Origin of the sequence: Micromonospora nigra (assembly GCF_900091585.1) — a bacterium.
Classification (GTDB): Bacteria; Actinomycetota; Actinomycetes; order Mycobacteriales; family Micromonosporaceae; genus Micromonospora; species Micromonospora nigra.
In genome coordinates this window covers 3,037,281-3,058,703 of record NZ_FMHT01000003.1, presented here as the reverse complement: position 1 = coordinate 3,058,703, position 21,423 = coordinate 3,037,281, and the positions used below count along the sequence as shown (strand labels likewise).

General features: G+C 73.5%; 17 protein-coding genes and 1 pseudogene. 6 read left to right on the top strand and 12 right to left on the bottom strand.

What is annotated here, in order from left to right; all coding sequences use genetic code 11:
• Nucleotides 1-8: 8 nt before the first annotated feature.
• Nucleotides 9-839, bottom strand: a complete 831-nt coding sequence (locus GA0070616_RS12935; RefSeq protein ID WP_091081442.1) for a PASTA domain-containing protein — start codon at nucleotides 837-839, stop codon at nucleotides 9-11.
• A gap of 233 nt (nucleotides 840-1,072) precedes the next feature.
• Here GA0070616_RS12935 and GA0070616_RS12930 point away from each other — a divergent pair, with 233 nt between their 5' ends.
• On the top strand, nucleotides 1,073-2,506 hold the full coding sequence (locus tag GA0070616_RS12930; protein WP_245712754.1) for a hypothetical protein: 1,434 nt from the start codon (nucleotides 1,073-1,075) through the stop codon (nucleotides 2,504-2,506).
• Nucleotides 2,507-2,524: 18 nt separating this feature from the next.
• Here GA0070616_RS12930 and GA0070616_RS12925 read toward each other — a convergent pair whose 3' ends face one another.
• Entirely contained in the window at nucleotides 2,525-4,003 is a 1,479-nt protein-coding gene (locus GA0070616_RS12925; RefSeq protein ID WP_091081439.1) for a glutamate-cysteine ligase family protein, read from the bottom strand.
• Between the two features lie 405 nt (nucleotides 4,004-4,408).
• Nucleotides 4,409-4,990 carry a YceI family protein gene (locus GA0070616_RS12920; RefSeq protein WP_091081437.1) on the bottom strand — a complete coding sequence of 194 codons (582 nt, stop codon included), beginning with the start codon at nucleotides 4,988-4,990 and terminating at the stop codon, nucleotides 4,409-4,411.
• Between the two features lie 98 nt (nucleotides 4,991-5,088).
• Between GA0070616_RS12920 and GA0070616_RS12915 the strand changes: the two genes are divergently transcribed.
• A complete protein-coding gene (locus tag GA0070616_RS12915) occupies nucleotides 5,089-5,598 on the top strand; it encodes a MarR family winged helix-turn-helix transcriptional regulator (protein ID WP_091081435.1) in 510 nt (169 codons plus the stop codon).
• 260 nt (nucleotides 5,599-5,858) lie between these two features.
• On the opposite strand, the pseudogene GA0070616_RS12910 reads toward GA0070616_RS12915, so the two are convergent.
• From GA0070616_RS12910 to GA0070616_RS12885, 6 genes and pseudogenes are all read right to left on the bottom strand, one after another.
• Nucleotides 5,859-8,309: pseudogene (locus tag GA0070616_RS12910) on the bottom strand (ATP-binding protein); the annotation flags it as partial.
• A gap of 94 nt (nucleotides 8,310-8,403) precedes the next feature.
• Nucleotides 8,404-9,552, bottom strand: a complete 1,149-nt coding sequence (locus GA0070616_RS12905) for an acyl-CoA dehydrogenase family protein (RefSeq protein ID WP_091081430.1) — start codon at nucleotides 9,550-9,552, stop codon at nucleotides 8,404-8,406.
• Nucleotides 9,553-9,726: 174 nt separating this feature from the next.
• Complete coding sequence (locus tag GA0070616_RS12900; RefSeq protein WP_091081428.1) at nucleotides 9,727-11,259, bottom strand: acyl-CoA carboxylase subunit beta; 1,533 nt, start codon at nucleotides 11,257-11,259, stop codon at nucleotides 9,727-9,729.
• A 411-nt stretch (nucleotides 11,260-11,670) separates the two neighbouring features.
• Nucleotides 11,671-12,591, bottom strand: a complete 921-nt coding sequence (locus GA0070616_RS12895; RefSeq protein WP_091081426.1) for a hydroxymethylglutaryl-CoA lyase — start codon at nucleotides 12,589-12,591, stop codon at nucleotides 11,671-11,673.
• Nucleotides 12,592-12,806: 215 nt separating this feature from the next.
• Entirely contained in the window at nucleotides 12,807-14,144 is a 1,338-nt protein-coding gene (locus GA0070616_RS12890; RefSeq protein ID WP_091081423.1) for an acetyl-CoA carboxylase biotin carboxylase subunit, read from the bottom strand.
• Nucleotides 14,145-14,320: 176 nt separating this feature from the next.
• The gene (locus tag GA0070616_RS12885; RefSeq protein ID WP_091081421.1) at nucleotides 14,321-14,944 is read right to left on the bottom strand and encodes a TetR/AcrR family transcriptional regulator; all 624 of its coding nucleotides are present in this window, start codon (nucleotides 14,942-14,944) and stop codon (nucleotides 14,321-14,323) included.
• Nucleotides 14,945-15,171: 227 nt separating this feature from the next.
• Here GA0070616_RS12885 and GA0070616_RS12880 point away from each other — a divergent pair, with 227 nt between their 5' ends.
• Together GA0070616_RS12880 and GA0070616_RS12875 are read left to right on the top strand one after the other, a co-directional pair.
• Nucleotides 15,172-15,714 carry a SigE family RNA polymerase sigma factor gene (locus GA0070616_RS12880; RefSeq protein WP_091081418.1) on the top strand — a complete coding sequence of 181 codons (543 nt, stop codon included), beginning with the start codon at nucleotides 15,172-15,174 and terminating at the stop codon, nucleotides 15,712-15,714.
• The gene (locus tag GA0070616_RS12875) at nucleotides 15,711-16,895 is read left to right on the top strand and encodes a hypothetical protein (RefSeq protein WP_091081415.1); all 1,185 of its coding nucleotides are present in this window, start codon (nucleotides 15,711-15,713) and stop codon (nucleotides 16,893-16,895) included. The genes GA0070616_RS12880 and GA0070616_RS12875 overlap by 4 nt, the downstream gene beginning before the upstream one ends.
• Before the next feature lie 29 nt (nucleotides 16,896-16,924).
• On the opposite strand, the gene GA0070616_RS12870 is transcribed toward GA0070616_RS12875, so the two are convergent.
• Entirely contained in the window at nucleotides 16,925-17,827 is a 903-nt protein-coding gene (locus GA0070616_RS12870; protein ID WP_091081413.1) for a sulfurtransferase, read from the bottom strand.
• Between the two features lie 112 nt (nucleotides 17,828-17,939).
• Here GA0070616_RS12870 and GA0070616_RS12865 point away from each other — a divergent pair, with 112 nt between their 5' ends.
• Both GA0070616_RS12865 and GA0070616_RS12860 read left to right on the top strand, forming a co-directional pair.
• Nucleotides 17,940-18,470, top strand: coding sequence for a SigE family RNA polymerase sigma factor (locus GA0070616_RS12865; protein WP_091081410.1), 531 nt, complete (start codon nucleotides 17,940-17,942; stop codon nucleotides 18,468-18,470).
• Nucleotides 18,463-19,692 carry a hypothetical protein gene (locus GA0070616_RS12860; RefSeq protein WP_091081408.1) on the top strand — a complete coding sequence of 410 codons (1,230 nt, stop codon included), beginning with the start codon at nucleotides 18,463-18,465 and terminating at the stop codon, nucleotides 19,690-19,692. The genes GA0070616_RS12865 and GA0070616_RS12860 overlap by 8 nt, the downstream gene beginning before the upstream one ends.
• A gap of 97 nt (nucleotides 19,693-19,789) precedes the next feature.
• Here GA0070616_RS12860 and GA0070616_RS12855 read toward each other — a convergent pair whose 3' ends face one another.
• Nucleotides 19,790-20,233, bottom strand: a complete 444-nt coding sequence (locus GA0070616_RS12855) for an imidazolonepropionase-like domain-containing protein (RefSeq protein WP_245712753.1) — start codon at nucleotides 20,231-20,233, stop codon at nucleotides 19,790-19,792.
• A 141-nt stretch (nucleotides 20,234-20,374) separates the two neighbouring features.
• Entirely contained in the window at nucleotides 20,375-21,142 is a 768-nt protein-coding gene (locus GA0070616_RS12850; RefSeq protein WP_091081406.1) for an SGNH/GDSL hydrolase family protein, read from the bottom strand.
• Nucleotides 21,143-21,423: the final 281 nt, after the last annotated feature.

Below are 21,423 nucleotides of genomic sequence, written 5' to 3'. Positions count from 1 at the left end.
CCTTCGGCTCAGGGAGTCGGCGTGGGCGACGCCGTGACCTCGCCGGTCGGCTTCGCCGAGGTCACCGACGGCGACGGCGCGGCCTCGGCCACGATCAACGTCACCTCCCCGTCGGCGTCCACTTCCGCACCGGCCTCCGGATCGGTGGCGAGCACGGTGCCCTCCGGCGCGTCGGACGGGCGGTACTCGATCCGGTAGTCGAGGTCGAGCCCGTCCAGGATCACGCGGGCGGCGTCCACCGAAAGGCCCTCCAGCGGCGGCATCGGCACCTGGGCCGGAGCGGTGCTGGCCGGCGCAGTGGTCGGCGCGCGGGTGGTCGGCGCCGCCGAGGTGGGGGGTGCCGTCGGCGCGCCGGTCGGTGACGGCGCGGGAGCCGGGTCGTCGGCCGACCGCAGGGCGAACCACAGCCCGACGCCCAACAGGCCGAGCAGCAGCAGCACCAGAACCCCCCACAGGATGGGCGCCCACCACCGCCGGCCGGACTGATCCTCCGGGTACCAGTCGGGGGCCTCGTCGACCGGCCGGGACTGCGGCACCTCCGCACGCCCCGACCACGCCGGCCCGGACCGCTCCGGCGGCAGCGCGGCGGTCTCGTCGGGACCAACCCGGTCCATCGGCGCAGTCCGATCGGGACCAACCCGGTCCATCGGCGCGGTGCGGTCCGGCCCGTCCCGGTGCAGCGGCGCGGTGGCGTCCGGGCCCGTCCGGTCCGGTGCCGGCCCGTCCCCGGCCGCCCGGTCGGCGGGATCCGGGATCCGCTGCGTCCGGTCGGCCGGATCCGGGATCCGCTGCGTCCGGTCGTCGCCCCCGGCCGGGGGTTGCTGGCGGTCGTCGCTCATGGCACGTCCTCTCCGCACCGGACCGCCGTCGGCCCGCACCGTCGAGTCAAGCGTAGGAGCGGCCGGCCCGCCATCCGCGTGTCGACCCGCCCGCTGTCGGCTCGGCGGCACCAGCGGACGTGCCGCACCGACCGCCGACCGCACCCGCCCCGGCCGACCACGCTGCGTCGACCTGCACCGGTACCGTCGCGCACGACTCGCCGCCCCGGCCGCCGGACGCTACGCTGCCCGGCATGGCCAGACAGGGCTGGGGAGGATCGATCGCCACCGCCACCGGGGTGGCTGCCGGCGCCGGCGCGGCGCAACTGGGCTTCGGCTACGGGCTGGGCATCATCAACTGGACGCCGGCCGTGGCCGACGCCGGCACGGCCGCCTGGGTGGCCAGCCTGGTGTGGGCCACCTGGATCGGGGCCACCTCCACCGTCCTCGGCGCCGTCAGCGCACAGCGGCTGCACGAACGTCGGTCGCCCGAGGTCGCGGCGTCGGGGCCGGCGGCGGAGGGGATGACCGTCGACGCGACGGCCGCGTCGACCGCGACCCCACCCGCACCGGCACGGCCCGGCGGCACCCTGCGCCGGCTCTGCCTGGCGGTCGCCGCCGGGTTCGGCGCCCTCATAACGGTGCTGCTGGTCGCCGTACCGGCGCGGATGGCGCAGGTGCCGGACGCCTCCTCACCCCGCGCCGTGGCAGCCGGGTACGCGGCCGTCGGCGTCCTCGTCGGGGTGCTGGTGGCCGCCTGGGCCCTGCACTCACGGGCCGTCGCCGGCAACGTGACGGCCACCGCCGCCTGGCTGTGGCTGCTCGCCGTGGTCGCCGTGGCCGACTCGGTGCTGGCCGGCCGGGGTCTCACCACCGCACAGCTCGGGATCTGGCAGTTCAGTTCCGACAGCGGGCAGTTCTGGCTCCGGGACTACTTCTACTGGCCCGGGGCGGTCCTCTCGCTGGGGTCCGCGCTGGTGATCGGCGTGTTCGCCGCGCGCCGGGCCGCGCGGCTGCCGGCCGGGCGGGTCGGCACGACCGCCTCCGGCGCGGCCGGTCCGCTGCTCGTGGCGACCGCGTACTTCCTGGCGGTGCCGAGGTTGACGGAGATCAGCCCGGAACAGGTGTCGGCCCACCTGATCGCCCCGTATGCGGTGATCGTGGGCGTCGGCGGTTCCACGCTGGTCGCGGCGCTGGCGCAGCGGGCCGACCGGCGGCGGGCGCAGCGACGGGCGCCGGATCCGGGCGACGACACCGGCTCGGCGCTGGCCGACGACGTGAACACGGCCCCGGCCGGCACGGCGCTGGCCGACGACACCGGCGCGGCGGGCGAGCGGCGCGATCGCGCGGGCCGGGCGGTGACGGTGCCGCGTCAGCGCACCGGGGAGCCGTCCGCCCATCCGGCCCGGGCGACCGCGACCTCCCCCCGCCCGACCACCGGCACCCGTGCGGCGAAGCGGGCCCCCGCGCCGGATCCGGCGCGGGACGACACGCCGATCACCACCTCGACCTTCGCCGCCGTCGCCGATCCCGGCGCCGACCCGGAGCCGCACGCCGGGAGGCCACCCGCGGAATCGGCGGCCGGGAAGCCACCTGCGGCGGCGGCCGGGCAGCCGTCGACGGAGCCGGACGACGCGACCGCGGACCCGGCCCCGCGCCGGGGCCGGCCGTCCCGCCGGCCCCGCTGACGGGGGCGTACGGCGGGGTCAGTCCACCGGCCAGGTGTGCACCGGCTCGTTGCCGCGCTGGTGTTCGGCGTACCGCTGCACCATGTGGTGCAGCGCGGCGTCGCGGTGCATGCCACGGTGCCGCTCGGCCGCCCACACCGTCTCGGTCTGCCACACCGCGCCGTTGCGGCCGGTCCGGCAACGCTGTTCGATGATCCCGAGCAGCCGGTCACGTTCGGCCGGGGCCACGCCGAAGCCGTCGAGACCGGCCGCCGCCGTGGGCAGCAGCACGTCGAGGACGAGTTTGGTGACCGGCACCTCGCCGAGCCGGGGCCAGTGCAGCACGGCGTCCATGCCGCGTCGGGCCGCCGCGTGGAAGTTCTCCTCGGCGGAGCTGAAGGTGAGCTGGCTCCAGATGGGCCGGTCGGACTCCGCCAGGCCACGGGCGAGGCCGAAGTAGAAGGCCGCGTTGGCCAGCATGTCGACCACGGTGGGCCCGGCCGGCAGCACCCGGTTCTCGACCCGCAGGTGCGGGCGGCCGTTCATGATGTCGTACACCGGGCGGTTCCAGCGGTAGACCGTGCCGTTGTGCAGGCGCAGCTCGCTCAGTTCGGGCACCCCGCCGGCGTGCAGGATCTCGACCGGATCCTCCTCCTCGCAGATCGGCAGCAGCGGCGGAAAGTAACGGACGTTCTCCTCGAACAGGTCGAAGATCGAGGTGATCCATCGCTCACCGAACCAGACCCGGGGGCGTACGCCCTGGGCCTTCAGCTCGTCCGGCCGGGTGTCGGTGGCCTGCTCGAACAGCGCTATCCGGGTCTCCGCCCAGAGCTGGCGGCCGTAGAGGTAGGGCGAGTTCGCGCCCACCGCCACCTGCACCCCGGCGATGGCCTGCGAGGCGTTCCAGTAGTCGGCGAAGCTGTCGGGCGCGACCTGGAGGTGGAACTGGACGCTCGTGCAGGCGGCCTCGGGCGCGATCGAGTCGGTGTGGGTCCGCAGCCGCTCGACGCCGCGGATGTCGAGTTCGATGTCCTCGCCGCGGGCGCCGACGATCTGGTCGTTGAGCACCCGGTACCGCTCGTTGGTGGAGAGGTTGTCGGCGACCAGGTGGCGTTCGGTGAGGGTGGGCAGGATGCCCACCAGCACGATCCGGGCGTCCGACCGGGCCGCCCGCTCGTCGGCACGGGCGAGGCTGCTGCGCAGGTCACCCTCGTAGTCGCCGAAGCCGTTGCCCTCGATCAGCCGGGGTTGGGCGTTCAGCTCCAGGTTGAACCGGCCCAGTTCCGTCTGGAACAGCGGGTCTGCGATCGCGGCGAGGATCTCCTCGTTGCGCATGGCCGGCTCCGCTGCCGCGTCCATCAGGTTCAGCTCGATCTCCAGCCCGGTCATCGGGCGGTCGGCGTCGAACCCGAAGTCGTCGAGCATCAACGCGAAGACGTCGAGGCACCGCCGTACCTTCTGCCGGTATCGGACCCGGTCCTCCCGGGAGAAGGCGCCCCGCTCGACGTCCCTGCCCATGTGTCCTCCCGGCGCGCGGCGCAACGGAACGGTGCCGTTCCGCAGCGCATTGTGAACCATCCACGGTAGGAGCGCCGAGCCGACAGGGCCAGAGGCCCGGCCGGCGATCCAGCGACCGGAACGACGACCGTCCGGTCGGCGATCCAGCGACCGGAACGACGACCGTCCGGTCGACGACCGCCCACCGGACGCTCCACCTGCATCCCTACCCAGCCGGGCCCCGCCGCCACCACTCGTGCCGACGAACAAGTCGTGACAATTCGCACGCGTCGACACCGCCTGGTTCTTGTCGACCGCCTCGCTGACGTGGAACTCGGTGCGGGAACCGGGCCAGCCGGACCGGTCACCGGGACGGGAACGGGCCCGTGCCGGTGCGGCGCGGACCCGTCGGGAGGGAGCAGGCGGTCAGACCTGACGGACGGCCTCACCCTCGATCTCGATCTTCACCTTCTTGCCGACCAGGACGCCGCCGGTCTCCAGGGCGACGTTCCAGGTGAGGCCGAAGTCCTCGCGGTCGATCTCGGTGCTCGCGGAGAAGCCGAAGATGTCCTGGCCGAACGGGCTGCGGCCGACGCCCTCGAACTCGACCTCCAGGTCGACGGTACGGCTGACGCCCTTGATGGTCAGCTCACCCGTGAGCACGAACTCGTTGCCGTCGCGGGACTTCACGCCGGTGCTGCGGAACTCCAGGGTCGGAAAGGCCGCCACGTCCAGGAACTCGGGGCTGCGCAGGTGGGCGTCGCGGTCGGCCTGGGCGGTGGTGATGCTGGCGGCCTGGATGGTGGCGCTGACCGCCGACTGCATCGGGTCCTCGGCGACGGTGATCGTCGCGGTCGCGTCGGCGAACTCGCCGCGAACCTTGCTCACCATCATGTGCCGGGCCAGGAAGCCGACCCGCTTGTGCGCGACGTCCAGCAGGTAGGTGCCGGCGGCGGGAATGGTGAGGCCGTCCCAGTCGCGGGTAACCGACTCGGTGTTGCTGGTCATGGTGCTGCCTCCGGAATGTTGTTTAATAACCCAACGACTGACTGAGCAACTATAGCGTCGGCAATATTCCTCCTGTCAAGTACTGCTAGGATGGACGGGTGGATCAGACCGTGTTCGACGACCCCCGGATCACCGCCGCCGGCCTCTTCTTCGAGGTGCACGCCGGCCTGTCGGCTCGGATGGCCACCCAACTCGAGGAGCACGGCCTGTCGACGGTCGAGTTCGAGGTGCTGACCCGCCTGGCCCGCTCCCCGGGCAACCAGCTGAGGATGACCGATCTGGCGGCCCAGACCTCCCTGTCCACCAGCGGGGTCACCCGGGTGGTCGACCGGATGGAACGCGACGGGCTCCTCACCCGCCGGGCCTGCCCCGCCGACCGGCGCAGCTCGTACGCGGTGGTGACCAAGGCCGGACTGCACCGGCTCGACCAGACCCTCCCCGGGCACCTGGAGCTCATCGAGCAGTGGTTCACCGGCCAGCTCGATCCGGCGGCGCTACGCGCCCTGCTCGACGGCCTGCGGCGGATCCGCGACGCCGTCCATCCCGGGGCCACCGCCGGCAGCACCTGCCATGCGGCACCGACCGGACCCGCCCCGACGGACCACTGAGCTCCCTGCCCGCCGAGCAGAACAGGGCCGGTGGCGGAACCGGCAGAAAGACCGGCAGAACTCCGTCAGCCAAGGGAGATAGTCGATTAAAACGGACCGGCAACGAGGCCGTTCCTGGCTAGTCTCCGTGCAGCGGGGTACGCACTCGGGGGGGGTGCTGGCGCGGGCGATGAGCGAGGGGTTGACCAGGGGGCTCGATCGTCCGCGCCTCCCCGCTGCCCTCCTCCCGCGAACCCTGCGGTGCCCCTGCGCGCTGCGGCCAGGGCATACAACAGACCTTCCTCGTGCGACAGCAGCCGGACGCCGTCGCGCTGACACACCAGGTCGAGGCGATCCAGCACCGCCGGATCGGCCGTGCTGGCCGCCAGTCCCACCAACGCCTCCACCGCGTCGCGGCGGTCCCGGACCGTCGCGCCCGCGTCGGCGGCGGCGGCGAACCACTCCGCCGCCTGCTCCCGGTCCCCCCGGTGCAGCGCCAACGTCCCCTCGATCAGCGCCACGGCTGCGTCCTGCCGGGGCAACTCGGCCAGCACCTCGGCGGCCTCGGCGGCCCGCCCGTCCTGGGCCAACGCCAGACCCACGGTGCCCCGCACCCGGTGCCCCTGCTCACCCAACGAGTTCAGGCCCGCCAACACGCGCCGTCCCTCGTCCACCGCATCGGCGTACCGGCCCTCCAGGCGGAACACCTCCGCCACGCCGGCCCGGGCCAGCAGCCGCAGCCGGCGGTCACCGCACTGGGCGGCCAGCCGGTCGACCGTGGCCAGCCGACGTCGGGCTGCCAGCAGGTCACCGACCCGGACGTCGTGCCAGGTCAGGCGCATCCGGGCGAGCGCACCCTCCCGGATCAGGCCATTGCGGTCGGCCAGCGCCAACACCCCCTCGGCCTCCACCAGCGCCGCGTCGGCGGCACCCGTCGCGGCCAGCAGGTCGCAGAGGGTCGTTCGCGCCGCCAACTCCCCGCTGCGGTCGCCGAGCTGCCCGAAGGCCACCACGGCCGCCCGGGCCGCCGGCAGTTCCTCGGCCGCCGCACCGTGCTCGGCGGCGAGCCGGGCCACGCCGAGCAGGGCCCAGGCCCGTACCGCCGGATCGGCGTCGGCCGTACGCGGGTCGGCGAGCAGCCGCAGCAGCCACTGCCGGCCGGCCACGTCCCGCCCGCGAAGCCGCCACCAGCGGGGCAGCCCCGACGCCAGTCGCAGCGCCGTCACCGGATCGTCGGCCGCCGCGTACGCCAGGGCGGCACTGATGTCCCCACCCACCTCGTCGAGCCGGCGCACGGCAGCCGCCGGTTCCACCCCGGCCAGTTCCGGCAGGGCCCGGGCGACCAGTCGGGCCAGTACGCGGGCGTGCCGGCGTCGGATCCCCGCCAGCTCACCCTCGCCGGTGGCCCGTTCGATGGCGAAGTCCCGCACGGCGTCGAGCAGACGGAACCGGAACGGACCCGCGCCCCGGACGCTGAGCAGACCCAGTTCGAGGAAGCGGTCCAGCAGCGGAACCGCGTCGACGCCGTCGCCGAGCATCTCCTCCGCCAACTCCACCGACCAGCGGTTGCCGAAAGCGGCCAACCGGCACAACGCCGCCCGCTCCGTCGGGGTGAGCAGGTGGTAGCTCGTCGCGACGGCGTCCCGCAGGGTCCCCGCCACCGCTGCCTTGCTGTCGTCGCCCCACCCGGAGCCCGTGCCCGACCGGTTGTCCCCGCGCCAGTCCGCACCGTCGGACAGGTCGGTGGTCAGGTCGAGGACGCGATCGCCGTACCGGTCCAGCAGTTCGGTGGGATCCAGCAGACGGCCCCGGGCCGCCATCAGCTCGATGGCCAGCGGCAGGCCGCCCAGCCGGCGGACGAGCGCGGCCCCCGCCGGCAGCTCGGCCGCGGTCGGCGGCTCGCCGCGGGCCTGGGCCAACCGGGCGGTGAACAACGCCATGGCCGGATAGTGGGCGAGCGCCTCGACGGGCGCGTCGGGCGGCGGCACCTCCAGCGGGCTCACCGGCCACACCCGCTCGCCGGGCAGCCCGACGGGGTGACGTCCGGCGGCCAGCACCCGCAGCGACGGTGCCACGGCGGTCAGCCGGTGCACCACCCCGGCAACCGGATCGGGCGCCCGTTCAGCCGCGTCCACCAGCAGCAGCGCCGGCCGGTCGGCGATCCGGGCGGCCAGGTCGGCCAGGCTCGGCACGTCGTACACGGTCAGGGCGGTGGCCAGCACGTCGGTGGCGTCCGAGCCGGGCCCGACCAGCACCCCCGCGACACCTCCCGGATAGTGGGCGGCGACCACGCGGGCCACCGACAGGGCCAGGGCGGTCTTGCCCACCCCGGCCAGTCCCACCAGGCTGACCAGCCGGGGACCCGGGCCGCCGGTGAGCAGCTCGACCAGCTCGACGACATCCTGTTCCCGGCCGAACAGCTTCGGCGGCGCGGGCAGTGCGACCGCGGTGGGCCGGGCCGGCTCGACGGTGTCGGGGACGACCCCGCGGGCGGCGGCGAGAAACGCCGACCGGGCCGTGCCGGCCAGGCCGAGCGCCCCGGCCAGCAGCTCCACGGTGGTGCGTTGCGGGCGAGCGGACCGGCCGCGCTCCAGGTCACGGAGCGTCCGGACCCCCACCCCCGCCTGCGCCGCCAGCTCGGCCTGGGTGAGACCGGCGGCGAGTCGGTGCTGGCGCAGCAGGTCCGGCAACGGAGTACGCGCACCCTGCGGACGATGATGGCCCGGCGTCATGGGGACGAAGCGTACGGTCGAGGTGTGACCCCTCTCAGCGCAGCGTCGGGCTACCGACGCCGGCCTGCGGATACCCGACAGCCCCGGCCCGTCGTCACATCCCCAGGTCGCGGGCGATGATCATGCGCTGCACCTCGGAGGTGCCCTCGCCGATCTCCAGGATCTTCGAGTCCCGCCAGAACCGGGCCACCGGGTATTCGTTCATGAAGCCGTACCCGCCGTGGATCTGGGTGGCCTCGCGGGCGTTGTCGACGGCGATCGTGCTGGCGTGCAGCTTGGCGATGGCGGCCTGCCGCTTGAACGGCTCGCCGGCCAGCATCCGGGCGGCGGCGTCGTAGTACGCCAGGCGGGCGGTGTGCGCCTTCATCTCCATGTCCGCGATCTTGAACTGGATGGCCTGGTAGTTGCCGATCGGCTGACCGAAGGCCTCGCGCTCCCGCGCGTACTTCACCGACTCGTCGACGCAACCCTGGGCGAGGCCGACCGCCAGGGCGGCGATGGCGATCCGCCCCTCGTCGAGAATCCGCAGGAACTGGGCGAAACCCCGGCCCCGCTCACCGAGCAGGTTCGCCGCCGGCACCCGGCAGTCGTCGAACGTCAGCTCGTGGGTGTCCGAGGCCGTCCAGCCGACCTTCGAGTAGCCGGGGGCGACCGTGAAGCCGGGCGTCCCGCTCGGCACGATGATCGTCGACAGCTCCTTCGACCCGTCGGGCCGGGTGCCGGTGACGGCGGTGACGGTGACCAACGCCGTGATGTCGGTGCCGGAGTTGGTGATGAACGCCTTCGAGCCGTTGATCACCCACTCGTCGCCGTCGAGCACCGCCCTCGTCTGCGTGCCACCGGCGTCCGACCCGGTGCCCGGTTCGGTCAGCCCGAAGCCCGCCAGGGCCTCGCCGCTGAGCAGCCTGGGCAGCCACTGCGCCTTCTGCTCGGCCGTGCCGAAGCGGAAGATCGGCATCGCCCCGAGCGAGACCGCCGCCTCCAGGGTGATCGCCACGGACGAGTCGACCCGGGCCAGTTCCTCCAGGGCCAGGCACAACGCGAAGTAGTCCCCGCCCATGCCGCCGTGCTCCTCGGGGAAGGGGAGCCCGAACAGGCCCATCTTGCCCATCTGCCGGATCACCTCGTACGGGAAGGTGTGCTTCTCGTAGTGCTCGGCGATGACCGGCGCGACCACCTCGCGCGCGAAGTCCCGCACGCTGGAGCGCAGCGCCTCTTGCTCCTCGGTGAGCCGGAAGTCCATCAGGTTCCTCCTGTTACGACGGCTCCGCCGGTCGCTCGTGACGCCGGCCGGTCTGGGTCTTGTCACGGGGCCGGATCCTCGGTGGTGATCCGGTGGAGCGAAATGTGCGATGGGTCCCGCTGCCTGCGGTGCGGAGGGTGGTGCCGGCCGCCCGGCTCGGTCCGCCCGGTCGGGTCAGACCGGGGTGACGCCGTGCCGGCGTCGGGAGAAGTGACGGTCCCTGGTGCGGGCGGCGGCGAAGCGGCGGACCAGTTCGGCGCGCAGCTCGTGCGGCTCCACGATCGCGTCGACGACCAGCTCGCTGGCCAGCCGGACGACGTCGATGTCGCGCTCGTACTCCTCGCGCTTGGCGGCGACGAACGCCGCCCGCTCGGCCTCGTCGGTGATGGCCGCGATCTTGTTGGCGTAGACGGCGTTGACCGCGGCCTCCGCACCCATCACCGCGATCTTCGCGGTCGGCAGGGCGATCGTCGCGTCCGGCTCGAAGCCGGGGCCGGCCATCGCGTAGAGGCCCGCACCGTACGCCTTGCGCACCACCACACAGATCTTCGGTACGGTCGCCTCGGAGATCGCAGTGATCATCTTGGCGCCGTGCCGGATGATGCCCTGCTTCTCCACCGCACTGCCGACCATGAACCCGGGCACGTCGGACAGGAACAGCAGCGGCACGTTGAACGCGTCGCAGAGCTGCACGAACCGGGTCGCCTTGTCGGCCGAGTCGACGAAGAGCACCCCGCCCTTGAACATCGAGTTGTTGCCGACCACGCCGACGACCTCGCCGTTCAACCGGCCGAAGCCGATGGTCAACTCCTTGGCCCACAGCGCCTGGATCTCGAAGAAGCTGCCGTCGTCGAGCAGACCTTTGACGTACCGGCGCATGTCGAACGCCTGCCGCTCACTGGCCGGAACCAGCGCTGCCAGGTCGACCTTCGCGGACGCCTCGACGGCCGGCGCGGCCGGCGGGGCCTGGGTCCAGTTCGCCGGCAGGTAGGACAGGTAGCGCCTGACCACGTCGAGCGCGTCGGCCTCGGTCTTGCAGAGGAAGTGCCCGACGCCGGACTCGGCGCAGTGCACCTTCGCCCCGCCCATCGCCTCCAGCGTGGTCTTCTCGCCGGTGACCATCTCGACCATCCGGTCGGAGCCGAGATACATGCTGGCGTTGCCGTCCACCATGGCCACCACGTCGCAGAACGCCGGGATGTACGCCCCACCGGCTGCGCTCGGCCCGAACAGGGCGCACACCTGCGGGATCGAGCCGGAGGCGCGGACCTGGTTCCAGAAGATCTTTCCGGCACCACGCCGGCCCGGGAAGAGGTCGACCTGGTCGGTGATCCGGGCGCCGGCCGAGTCGACGAGGTAGACCATCGGCACGCCGGTCGCGTACGCCCGCTCGATGATCCGGATGATCTTCTCGACGGTTCGCGCGCCCCAACTGCCGGCCTTGACCGTGGAGTCGTTGGCCATCAGGCAGACCTGCCGGCCGTCGATGGTGGCGGTGCCGGTGACCACACCGTCGGCGGGCAGACCCTCGGCCGTCGCGTTGGCGTAGAGACCGTCCTCGACGAAGGAGCCCTCGTCGACCAGCAGCGCGACCCGCTCGCGGGCGAACAGCTTGCCCTTGGCGGCGTTCGCCGCGTGGTACTTGTCCGCACCGCCGGCCCGGGCGCGCTTACGCAGCTGCTCCAGTGCCTCACCGTCGAGCGTCACGCCGACTCCCTCGCCCCTGCGCCGACCCGCCTCGTGAGCGCGCCGCCTGACCTGAACGATCGTTAGGCTACCCCACGAACTCGCCTGCCGGCGACCCGACCACTGGCCCCGAAGGATGGGCCGCGGGCCGGGGCGCGCCCGGGCCCGGGCCCGGGCCCGGGCGCGGGCCGAGGCGGGCGCGGGCCCGGGCGCGGGCCGAGGCGGGCGCGGGCCCGGGCGCGGGCCGAGGCGGGCGCGGGCCCGGGCGCGGGCCGAGGCGGGCGCGGGCCCGGGCGCGGGCGCGGGCGCGGGGCGTGACATGCGGCATGTCGCGCCATCAGGCGGCGCGGATACCGCGACATGCCGCATGTCGCGCCTGATCAAGGTTGGCGGGCGTAGGGCCGGCCCGACCGGGAGACCGGCCACGGATGGTCAGACCGGGAGCGGGGTGAGGCGGCTGCGCGGGCCGGCCCGCAGCACCCCCGAGGGAAGGCGACGGCCGGTCAGTTCCTCGGCCAGCTCCGCGACCTCGATCAGGGCGTCCAGGTCGATGCCGGTGTCGATGCCCATGTCGTGCAGCATGTGCACCGCCTCCTCGGTGGCCAGGTTGCCGCTGGCCCCCGGCGCGTACGGGCACCCGCCCAGGCCGCCGACGCTGGCGTCGAACTCGGTGACGCCCAGTTCCAGAGCGGTCAGCATGTTCGCCAGGGCGGTGCCCCGGGTGTTGTGGAAGTGCATCAGCACCGGCACCTGGGCGTTGCGGTCACGGACGGCGGTGAGCAGGTCGCGGACCCGCCGGGGCGTACCCATGCCGGTGGTGTCGCCGAAGGCGACACGGTCCGCGCCGTCCCGGACCACCCGGTCGACGATGGCCGCGACCCGCGCGGGCTCGGTGTCCCCCTCGTAGGGGCAGCCGAAGCTCGTCGCCACGATCACCTCGGCCCGCGCGCCGGCACCGTGCAGCAGCTCGATCAGCTCGGCGATGTCGTCGAGCGACTCGTCGGTGGAGCGGTTGACGTTGCGCCGGTTGTGGGTGTCGCTGGCCGAGACGACGACCTCGATCTCGGTGAAACCGGCGGCGAGGGCCCGCTGCGCGCCCCGGGTGTTCGGCACCAGCGCCGAGTAGCGCACCCCGTCGACCCTCGCGGCCCGCCGCCACACCTCGTCGGCGTCGGCCATCTGCGGGATCGCCTTCGGGTGCACGAACGACACGGCCTCGATCCGCCGCACCCCGGTGCGGGAGAGGGCATCGAGCAGCCGCACCTTCGCATCGGTCGGGATGGGCTCCTCGTTCTGGAGCCCGTCGCGGGGCCCGACCTCACGGATCGACACGAATTCCGGCAGTTCCGCCATAAGGGATCACCTCACTGTGACGGCATGGCGCGTGATGTGTCCCCAGCATGCCACCACGCCCGGCAGGCGCCACGAGTCGCCGCCACCACGGCCCCGTGGGCACCACGCCACCGCAGGCACCGCCGGCACGCCGGCCATCACGCCACCGCAGGCCGACCGGCCGCCGCGACCACCGACGGGCCGCGACCGGACGGTCGGCCGTGCGTACGACGCGGTCAGCGCATCCGGGAGACGATCCCCGTGTCGTAGTCGCCGGAGAGGAACTCCGCGTTCTCCAGCAGCTCGGCGAAGAACGGCAGATTGTTCTTCGGGCCGGCGATCTCGAAGCCCGCCACCGCAGCCCTCGCCTGCTCGATCGCCTCCGCGCGGGTCGCACCACTGACGATCAGTTTCGCCATCAGGCTGTCGTAGAACGGGGTCACCGTGTTGTCCGCCGCGTACCCCGAGTCGACCCGCACCCCTTCGCCCGCCGGCTCCACCCAGGTCCTGATCACGCCGGGGCCGGGCAGGAACCGCTTCGGGTCCTCGGCGTTGACCCGCAGCTCGATGGCGTGCCCACGCGGGGCGAGCGCGTCCGGGTCGAAGGTCGGCGCGAGGCCGGCCGCCACCCGCAACTGCTCCTCGACCAGGTCGACCCCGTACACCAGCTCGGTCACCGGGTGCTCCACCTGGAGCCGGGTGTTCATCTCCAGGAAGAAGAACTCGCCCGTGGCGGGGTCGAGCAGGCACTCGACCGTGCCCGCGTTGCGGTAGCCCACCGCCTCGCCCGCCCGCACCGCCGCGGCCAGGAACCGCTCCCGCAGCTCCGGCGACACCGCCGGGGACGGGGACTCCTCCACCAGCTTCTGGTTGCGCCGCTGCACCGAGCACTCGCGCTCGCCGAGGGCCACCACCCGGCCGTCGGCCAGGCCGAGGATCTGCACCTCGACGTGGCGTACCCGGGGAAAGTACCGCTCGATCAGCACCGAGCCGTCGCCGAACATCCGCTCCGCGAAGGTGCGCACCTTCTCGTACTCGGTGGTCAGCGCGGCCTCGTCGGTGGCCACGCCCATGCCCATGCCGCCACCGCCCGCGGCGGCCTTCACCATCACCGGGTAGCCGATCTCGGCGGCGGCGGCGACCGCCGCGGCGAGGTCGGCCGCCGGCTCGGTGGTGCCCGGCGCGACCGGCACCCCGGCCGCCGCCATCAGGTTCCGTGCGTTGATCTTGTCGCCCATCGCGGTGATCGCGTCCGCGCCGGGTCCGACCCACACCAGGCCGCTCGACTCGACGGTACGGGCGAAGTCCGCGTTCTCCGACAGGAAGCCGTAGCCGGGGTGGATGGCCTGGGCGCCGGTCGACTTCGCGGCGGCGAGGATCCCCTCCACGTTGCGGTAGCTCTGTGCCGGGTTCGCCGGGCCCACGCAGACCGCCTCGTCCGCCTCGGCCACGAACGGCAGGTCGGCGTCCGCCTCCGAGTGCACCGCGATCGCGCGCACGCCGAGCCGCCTCGCGGTGCGGATGATCCGACGGGCGATCTCGCCCCGGTTGGCGACCAGCAGCGACTCGATCATGTTTCCTCCCAGCGTCCTAGGGGTGGGGACGGCTGCCAGGTAACCACGCGCCTCCCCTTACTCACGAGTAACAGGACTGCCGACCCGCTGACGAGTCACAGGTTGCCGATTCGTCGGCCCTCCCGCAGCGGGGCCCCAGGTTGCCGACCCACTGCCGGTCCTCCCGCGTGGCGGGGTCAGGCCGGGGTGGTCGGCGCCAGGAGGGCGGCCAGGGTCGCGGAGCGCAGCAGCTCGGCCCGACGATGGCGGTCGACCTCCCCGCCGAGGAAAGGCGTCGAGTTCATCAGGCCGAACGCCGCGTGCGCCAGCACGCGTGCCTCCCCGTCGGGCAGCCCGGCGTGCAGCGCGGTCAGTACGGTCACCCACTCCTCGACGTAGAGCCGCTGGAGCCGGCGGATCCGCCGACGGGGCTCCTCGGGAAGGCGGTCCAGTTCGTGCAGGTGCAGGGCGATGACGGCAGGATTGGCCAGGGCGAACTCGACATGGAAGTCGATCAGCGACTCGAGTGCGCCGCGCGGGTCGCCCGGGCGGCCGGCGGCCCGCTCCTGCCCGCCCGCGAGCAGCCCCTCGCTGACCGGCACCAGCGCGGCGACCAGCATCGCCTCCTTGCCGGCGAAGTGGTGGTAGAGCGCCGGACCGGTGACCCCGGCGGCGGCGCCGATGTCGTCCATGGAGACGCCGTGGTAGCCCTTCGCCGCGAAGAGCCCGACCGCGATCTCCAGGATCTCGTCCTTGCGGGACCGGCGCCGACCCGAACCCGTGCTGTTCGTCGTGCCCCGCGCCTGCTGCTCCACCGTCACGGGGCAAGCGTAGACCTCGGTCGGGACCCTGGGGAGGCCGTGGTTACCCGTGGGTTCCCGCCGGACGCTGCGCCTCGGCACTGACTGCGTTGATCATGAAGTTATGACGCGGCGATGACCGAAATGTCGGGGGATAACTTCATGATCAACGACCGAAAGTGGGTGGGGCCAACCATTGGGGCGTTGTCGTGCGTTTGGGTGGGGACGGGGATCGAGGGAGATGGTCGATGGCACCGGTGCGCACGGCGGACGAAGGACGCGACGGGTACGTGGCATTCGTCGAGAGCCACCAGCACCGGCTGCTGCGTGCGGCGTACCTGGTCTGCGGCAACCGCCACCAGGCCGAGGACCTGCTCCAGGACGCCCTGCTCAAGCTGGCGCTGCGCTGGTCCAGCGTGCGCGACGGCGACCCGGCCGCGTACGTACGGACCATCCTCTACCGGGACGCGGTGTCCTGGTGGCGGAGACGCCGCCGGGAGTGGCTGAGCGCGTACCCGCCGGAACAGGTGACCCGCGACGGCGATGGCGACCTGCGCCTGGTTCTGCGCCGCGCGCTGGGCCAACTGCCACCGCGCCAACGGGCCGTGCTGGTGCTGCGCTACTTCGAGGACATGACCGAGGCGTCCACCGCCGAAGCCCTGGGGGTCACCGTCGGCACCGTGAAGAGCCAGAGTCACGCGGCCCTGCGCCGGCTCCGGGAGGTGGCGCCCGACCTGGGCCGGGCCGGGCTCGACGGCGACCGCGCGAGCGAGACGGAGGTGACCCCGTGAGCAACGACGAACTGAACAAGCTGCTGACCATGGCCGCCGAGGACGTCCGGCCATCGCACCCGGCGATAGCGGCCTGGAACCGGGCCCGGCGCGTCCGCCGCAACCGCCGCGCCGCCGCTGCCACCGCGCTGGCGGTCGTCCTGCTCGTCGGCGGTACGGCGCTCGCCCTGCGTCCGGCTGATCCACCCGTGCCGGCCGCCCCGGCGACCGCCGGCCCCGTCGTGCCCAGCGCACCGCCCGTGCAGCGCCCGCCGGCCGAGCTGACCTACCCGGGTGACCCGCTCGGCCGCCTCGGCGACCCGGTGGCCGCGAAGCTCTCCGACCGGCCGGTACGTCAGGCGCTGGCGCTCTACCAGCCGGTCGACCCGAACACCGGTGTCGAGGGCCGGATCCGGGTGCTCGGCGACGACGGGCTCGTCCGCGACCTCGACGTGGTGACGCCGGCCCGGACCAGGGACGCTGCGGGCAACGAGGCGGTCCCGCTGAAGACCGGCAGCCTGTCCCCGGACGGGCGGCAGGCCGCCTTCGCGCAGACCGACGAGGTGATCGTGGTCGACCTGACCACCGCGCAGGTCCGCCGCCATCCGCTCAGGGGATATCTCGAGCACGCTCTCTGGATCGGCGACCGGCTCTTCGTCGGCGACGACGACACCACGTACGAGTTGGACCGGACGACCGGCACCGCGCGGACGGTTCCGCTGTCGCCGTGGGACCTGGTGACGCTCGAACCGGACGCCCGGGCCGACGCCCTGCTGGCGGTGGGCGGCACCTCGGGGAGGCTGACCCTGACCCGGTGGACGCAGCGCAACGGCGTCTCCGAGCTGGGCACCCAGCCGGTCGACGTCCGCGCACTGCCGCGCGGCAACCAGGTCGACGAGTTCTACGGGCGCGGCTGGCAGCGCGGCGACAAGGTGGCCCGGGCCGGCTGGATCACCACCGGCAGCGCGGGCGGGCTGGAGGGGGTCGCGCTGCTGAACGCCGGGACCGGTTTGGTGACCCGCCTGCTCGACCTGGGCCGGGACCGCTGGAAGGGCTGCTGCGAGGTGCTGGGCTGGAAGTCCGACGGCACGGTACTGGTCCGGCACGACCCGGGCGGGCTGATCCGCTGGCGGCCGGAGACCGGCGAGGTCACCGGCGTCGTCCGCGGCGTGTACGGCGAGGTCTCACTCGCCGCCGGGTGATGAAGCTCCCGCGCTCGGGCGGCGCCGCCTCAGTTCGTCAGGCCGCCGGGCTGGTCGCCCTTCACGACAGGGGCGCGGACCAGGTTGCCCCACTCGGTCCACGAGCCGTCGTAGTTGCGCACCTGCGGGTAGCCCAGCAGGTGCCGCAGCACGAACCAGGTGTGGCTGGACCGCTCGCCGATCCGGCAGTACGCGATGACGTCGTCGTCCGGGCTCAGCCCGAGCTGGTCGGCGTAGATCGCCCGCAGCTCGTCGGCCGGCTTGAAGGTGCCGTCGGCATTGGCCGCCGACTTCCACGGCTTGTTCACCGCGCCCGGGATGTGCCCCCCGCGCAGCGCACCCTCCTGCGGATAGTCCGGCATGTGCAGCATCTCACCCGTGTACTCGCCCGGCGACCGCACGTCCACCAGCGGACGGCCGGCGGCGACGTGCCCCATGACCTGCTCACGGTAGGCCCGGATCGGGGTGTCGTCGCGCTGCGGCACCGGATAGTCGGCGCGGGGCCGGGTCACCTTCTCGCGGGTCAGTTCCCGCCCCTCGGCGATCCACTTCTGCCGGCCGCCGTCGAGCAGCCGCACGTCGGCGTGGCCGAACAGGGAGAAGACCCAGAGGGCGTACGCGGCCCACCAGTTGAAGTTGTCGCCGTAGAAGACGACCGTGTCGCCCCGGCCGATGCCCTTGGCGGCGCACAGCTCGGCGAAAGCCTCGGCGCTGAGATAGTCGCGGGTGACCTGGTCGTTCAACTCCAGGTGCCAGTCGATCTTCACGGCTCCGGGAATGTGGCCGGTGTCGTAGAGCAGCACGTCCTCGTCGGACTCGACGACGACGAGACCCTCGTCGCCCAGGTGCTCGGCCAGCCACTGCGTGGTGACCAGGCGGCCCGGGTCGGCGTACGACTGGAACTGGGAAGCAGGATCGGTCGGCACAGACATGATCCCCAAGGTACGCCGGACCAGGGGGTGTCGACCGGCGGATCCCGGTGCAGCGCAACGATCCGCCCGGACGTGACAGTGGTGTGCAGTCGCCGAGCCACCGAGGACGACCATGACCGTAGGGCACCGGAACCGCCCGACACGCGCCGCTCCCCCACCACCCGTGGACTTCACCGACTTCTACCAGGCGCACTTCCACCGCCTGGCGGTGCAGCTCTACGCCTACCTGGGGGATCACGCCGAGGCGCAGGACGTCACCCAGGAGGCGTTCTGCCGCACGCTGGAACGCTGGAACCGGATCGGCGGCTACGACGACCCGTCCGCCTGGGTCCGCCGGGTCGCCTGGAACCTGGCGACGAGCCGGCTGCGCCGGGTACGTACCGCCGCCCGTCACCTGGCCCGGCAGCGCGAGGAGCACGTGCCGGGACCGGAGCCGGACCGGGTGGCGTTGACCCGCGCCCTGGCCACCCTGCCCGCCAGCCAGCGCCGGGCCGTGGTGCTGCACCACCTGGCGCACCTCAGCGTCGCCGAGATCGCCGCGCAGGTCGGCGCACCGGAGGGCACCGTCCGGTCCTGGCTGTCGCGGGGCCGCGCGGCGCTGGTCGGCTACTTCACCGAACCGCAGGAGGCTCGCGATGCGTGAGACCGACCTCGACGGAATGTTCGCCGAGTTCGAGGCGTCCGCGGTGGCGGCGCTGCGCCCGCCGGGTGTGGCGGCTACCCAACATCGGGTACGCCAACGCAGGTTGCGCCGCCGGGGTCTGCTCGCGGGGATCACCGCCCTGGTGGTCGCCGGGCCGGTGGGCGCGCTCGCCGTGGCCGGTCGCGACGACGGGACGCCCCCCGAGCCGCCACCGCCGACGGCGGCACCGGGCCCGTCCGTGTCCGACCGGAAGGTCGTGGTGCCGGGGACGGTCGGCGGGCCCAGCGAGCTGCGGTTCGTGGACGCCCGGCACGCGTGGGCACTGTTCGACACCTGCGACGGGACCGACCAGGTCACCGACGGATGCCGGCGGACCCTGGCGCGCACCACCGACGGGGGTGTCACCTGGCAGGGCCACGAGCTGCCCACGGTCAACGGCCGAAGCAACCTGCTCCCGACGGACGAACGGATCCTCACCGTCGTGTCGAACCAGGACTACGTCACCACCGAGGACGGGGGCGAGACCTTCGCCACCAGCACGTTCCAGGACCCGTCTGCGGCGGCGCGACGGGCGGGGGCGACGGCGAGCGGCTTCCGACTGGGCTGTCCCTCGCCGGGCGGAACCTGCGACGAGTTCCGACTCGTCCGGATCGACGTGGGCCGGGGCGACCCGGGACAGGCCGGCTCGGGCAAGGTCGAACAGCCTCCCCTGACACTTGACGCGGCAAACGCGGTCCACCTGGTCGAGGGCGGTGACGGACGGCTCTGGACGGCCGTCATCGACGACGAACAGGCCACCGTCGCCGTCAGCAGTGACCAGGCGGCGTCCTGGCAGCTTCTGCCGCCGGTGCGAGGGGCCCAGCGCCTGCTGGTCTCCCCGACGGGCGAGGACGTCTGGCTGGTCGGCGAGGCGGCCGGCAAGCCGGTCTGGCGGCTCGTCGACGGCCGGTGGCAGCGGCAGGGCGGGCTGCCCGACGCAGCGTCCGACGTGGCGGCGGCGGGCGGCGGGCGGCTCGTGGTGACCGGCGCCTACGGCGGCGCGGGCGTGTGGCACGACGGCCGCTACGAAAACCTGCCCGAGCTGCGGGACGTGTTACCGGTGGACGACTCCAGCGGGTCGGCGACGGTCGAGGTGGCCCGCGACGGCACCGTCGTGTTCAGGCAGGGCCGCAGTTGGGTCGTCGGCTCCCTTGGAACCCGCGCCTGGACCCGCCTGTCCTGATCGGAAGCCGGCCGGCCCGGGTCACACGGGGGACCCGGGCCGGCCGGGCTTCCGCCACCGGTGCCGGGTCCGCCGGTGCCTCAGCCGGCAACTCCCGTCAGGTGCGGCGGTGCAGCAGGCGACCGGCGACGACGGTGGCCACGCAGGTGCCGTCGGCGGTGAACACCGCCAGGTCGGCACGACCACCGACGACCAGCTCGGGCGGGTCCGCAGTCACCGCGACGTGGTTGCGGGCCGCCGCCGCGCGCAGTTCCGGGTCGGCGAGGTGCGCGGCGGGCACCGCCGCCACGCCGCGCCGGAACAGGGCGTGCACCCGCTCGCGCGGGGTGGGGGCCGGCGGGAGCGGGCCGTCGTGCACCAGCGCCGGCCCGAGCACGCCCGGCCAGCGCCGAACCCGCGCCCGCGGGTACGCGGAGAGCAGGTCGGCGAGCGGCCCGACCGCCACGATCCGGTCCCCGTCGACCAGCACCGCCCCGTCGGGCACCGGGTCGGCCACAGCGGCCCCCGCCGACACCGCCACCCGGTCAGGTGCGGCCGGCACGGCCCGGTCAGACGCAGCCGGCACGGCCCGGTCAGACGCAGCCGGCACGGCCCGGTCAGGCACGGCCGGGGACGGCCCGGTCGGGTCGTGGTGAGTGCGGGTTCGGCGCAGCATCGGCGCGGTGTGCAGGGTGCGCACGGCTCACTCGGCGAACGGGCCGAGGAGGGGGCGCTTCGCGGTCACCGTGTCGCCGGAGGAGCGGCCGGTCAGCCGGCGCCTGAGCCAGGGGGCGAGGTGCTGGCCGACCCAGCGCACGTCGGCCGCGCGGGCGGACAGCCACGGCGTGGGCTCGGGATGCGGCGGCACCAGCAGCCACTCCTCCTCGCAGCCGACGCCCAGCGCGGTGAGCACCTGCCCGGCGACCCGCCGGTGCCCTGCCGGGGACAGGTGCAGCCGGTCGGTGCTCCACAGCATCGGGTTGAGGAACGTGTCGTCGGCGAACAGGTCGACCAGGATCGCGCCGTGCCGCCGGGCGGTCTCACCGACCGCCTCGTTGAGCAGGGCGATCCGGGGGGCGACGAGGCGCTGGCCGGGCAGCCGGGCCATCACGTCGGCGAACCGGAACAGCACCACGTCGGCACCGCCGGAACGCAGTCGCCTGACCACGTCGTCGAAGCGGCTGACCAGGGTGTCCGGGTCGAAGGTGCGACGCAGCACGTCGTTGCCACCGGCGGCGAAGCTGATCAGGTCGGGCTTCATGGCCAGAGCGGACGGCACCTGCTCGGCCACCACGCCGGGAAACAGGCGGCCCCGGATGGCGAGGTTCGCGTACCGGAAGTCGGGCCCGGCCTCGGCGGCGAGCCGGGTGGCGACCAGGTCGGCCCAACCCCGGTAGGTGCCGTCCGGGTACGGGTCGTCCATGCCCTCGGTGAAGCTGTCCCCGACAGCGACGTAACTGCGCCAGCGCACTGATGACTCCTCGACGAGCGACGTACCGTGCGTCCGACAGTGTGTCACCGCAGCCGGGTTCCCCGATGCGGACCCGCGCCGGACGTGGTGGACGTCATCCGGCGCTGCGAGGTACCCGAGACGACAATTTTCTGCCCGATTCCGGCATGCTTTCGGCTGCTCGCCGGCAGAGGCGTATTACCAGCTAAGCGCTCGTCGTCAATGGTTAGGGACCGCTGCCAGCTGTCCGTTCTGAACAAGACCGTCACCCCACTGGACCTTGTCTCTGAGGGTGATCGCGA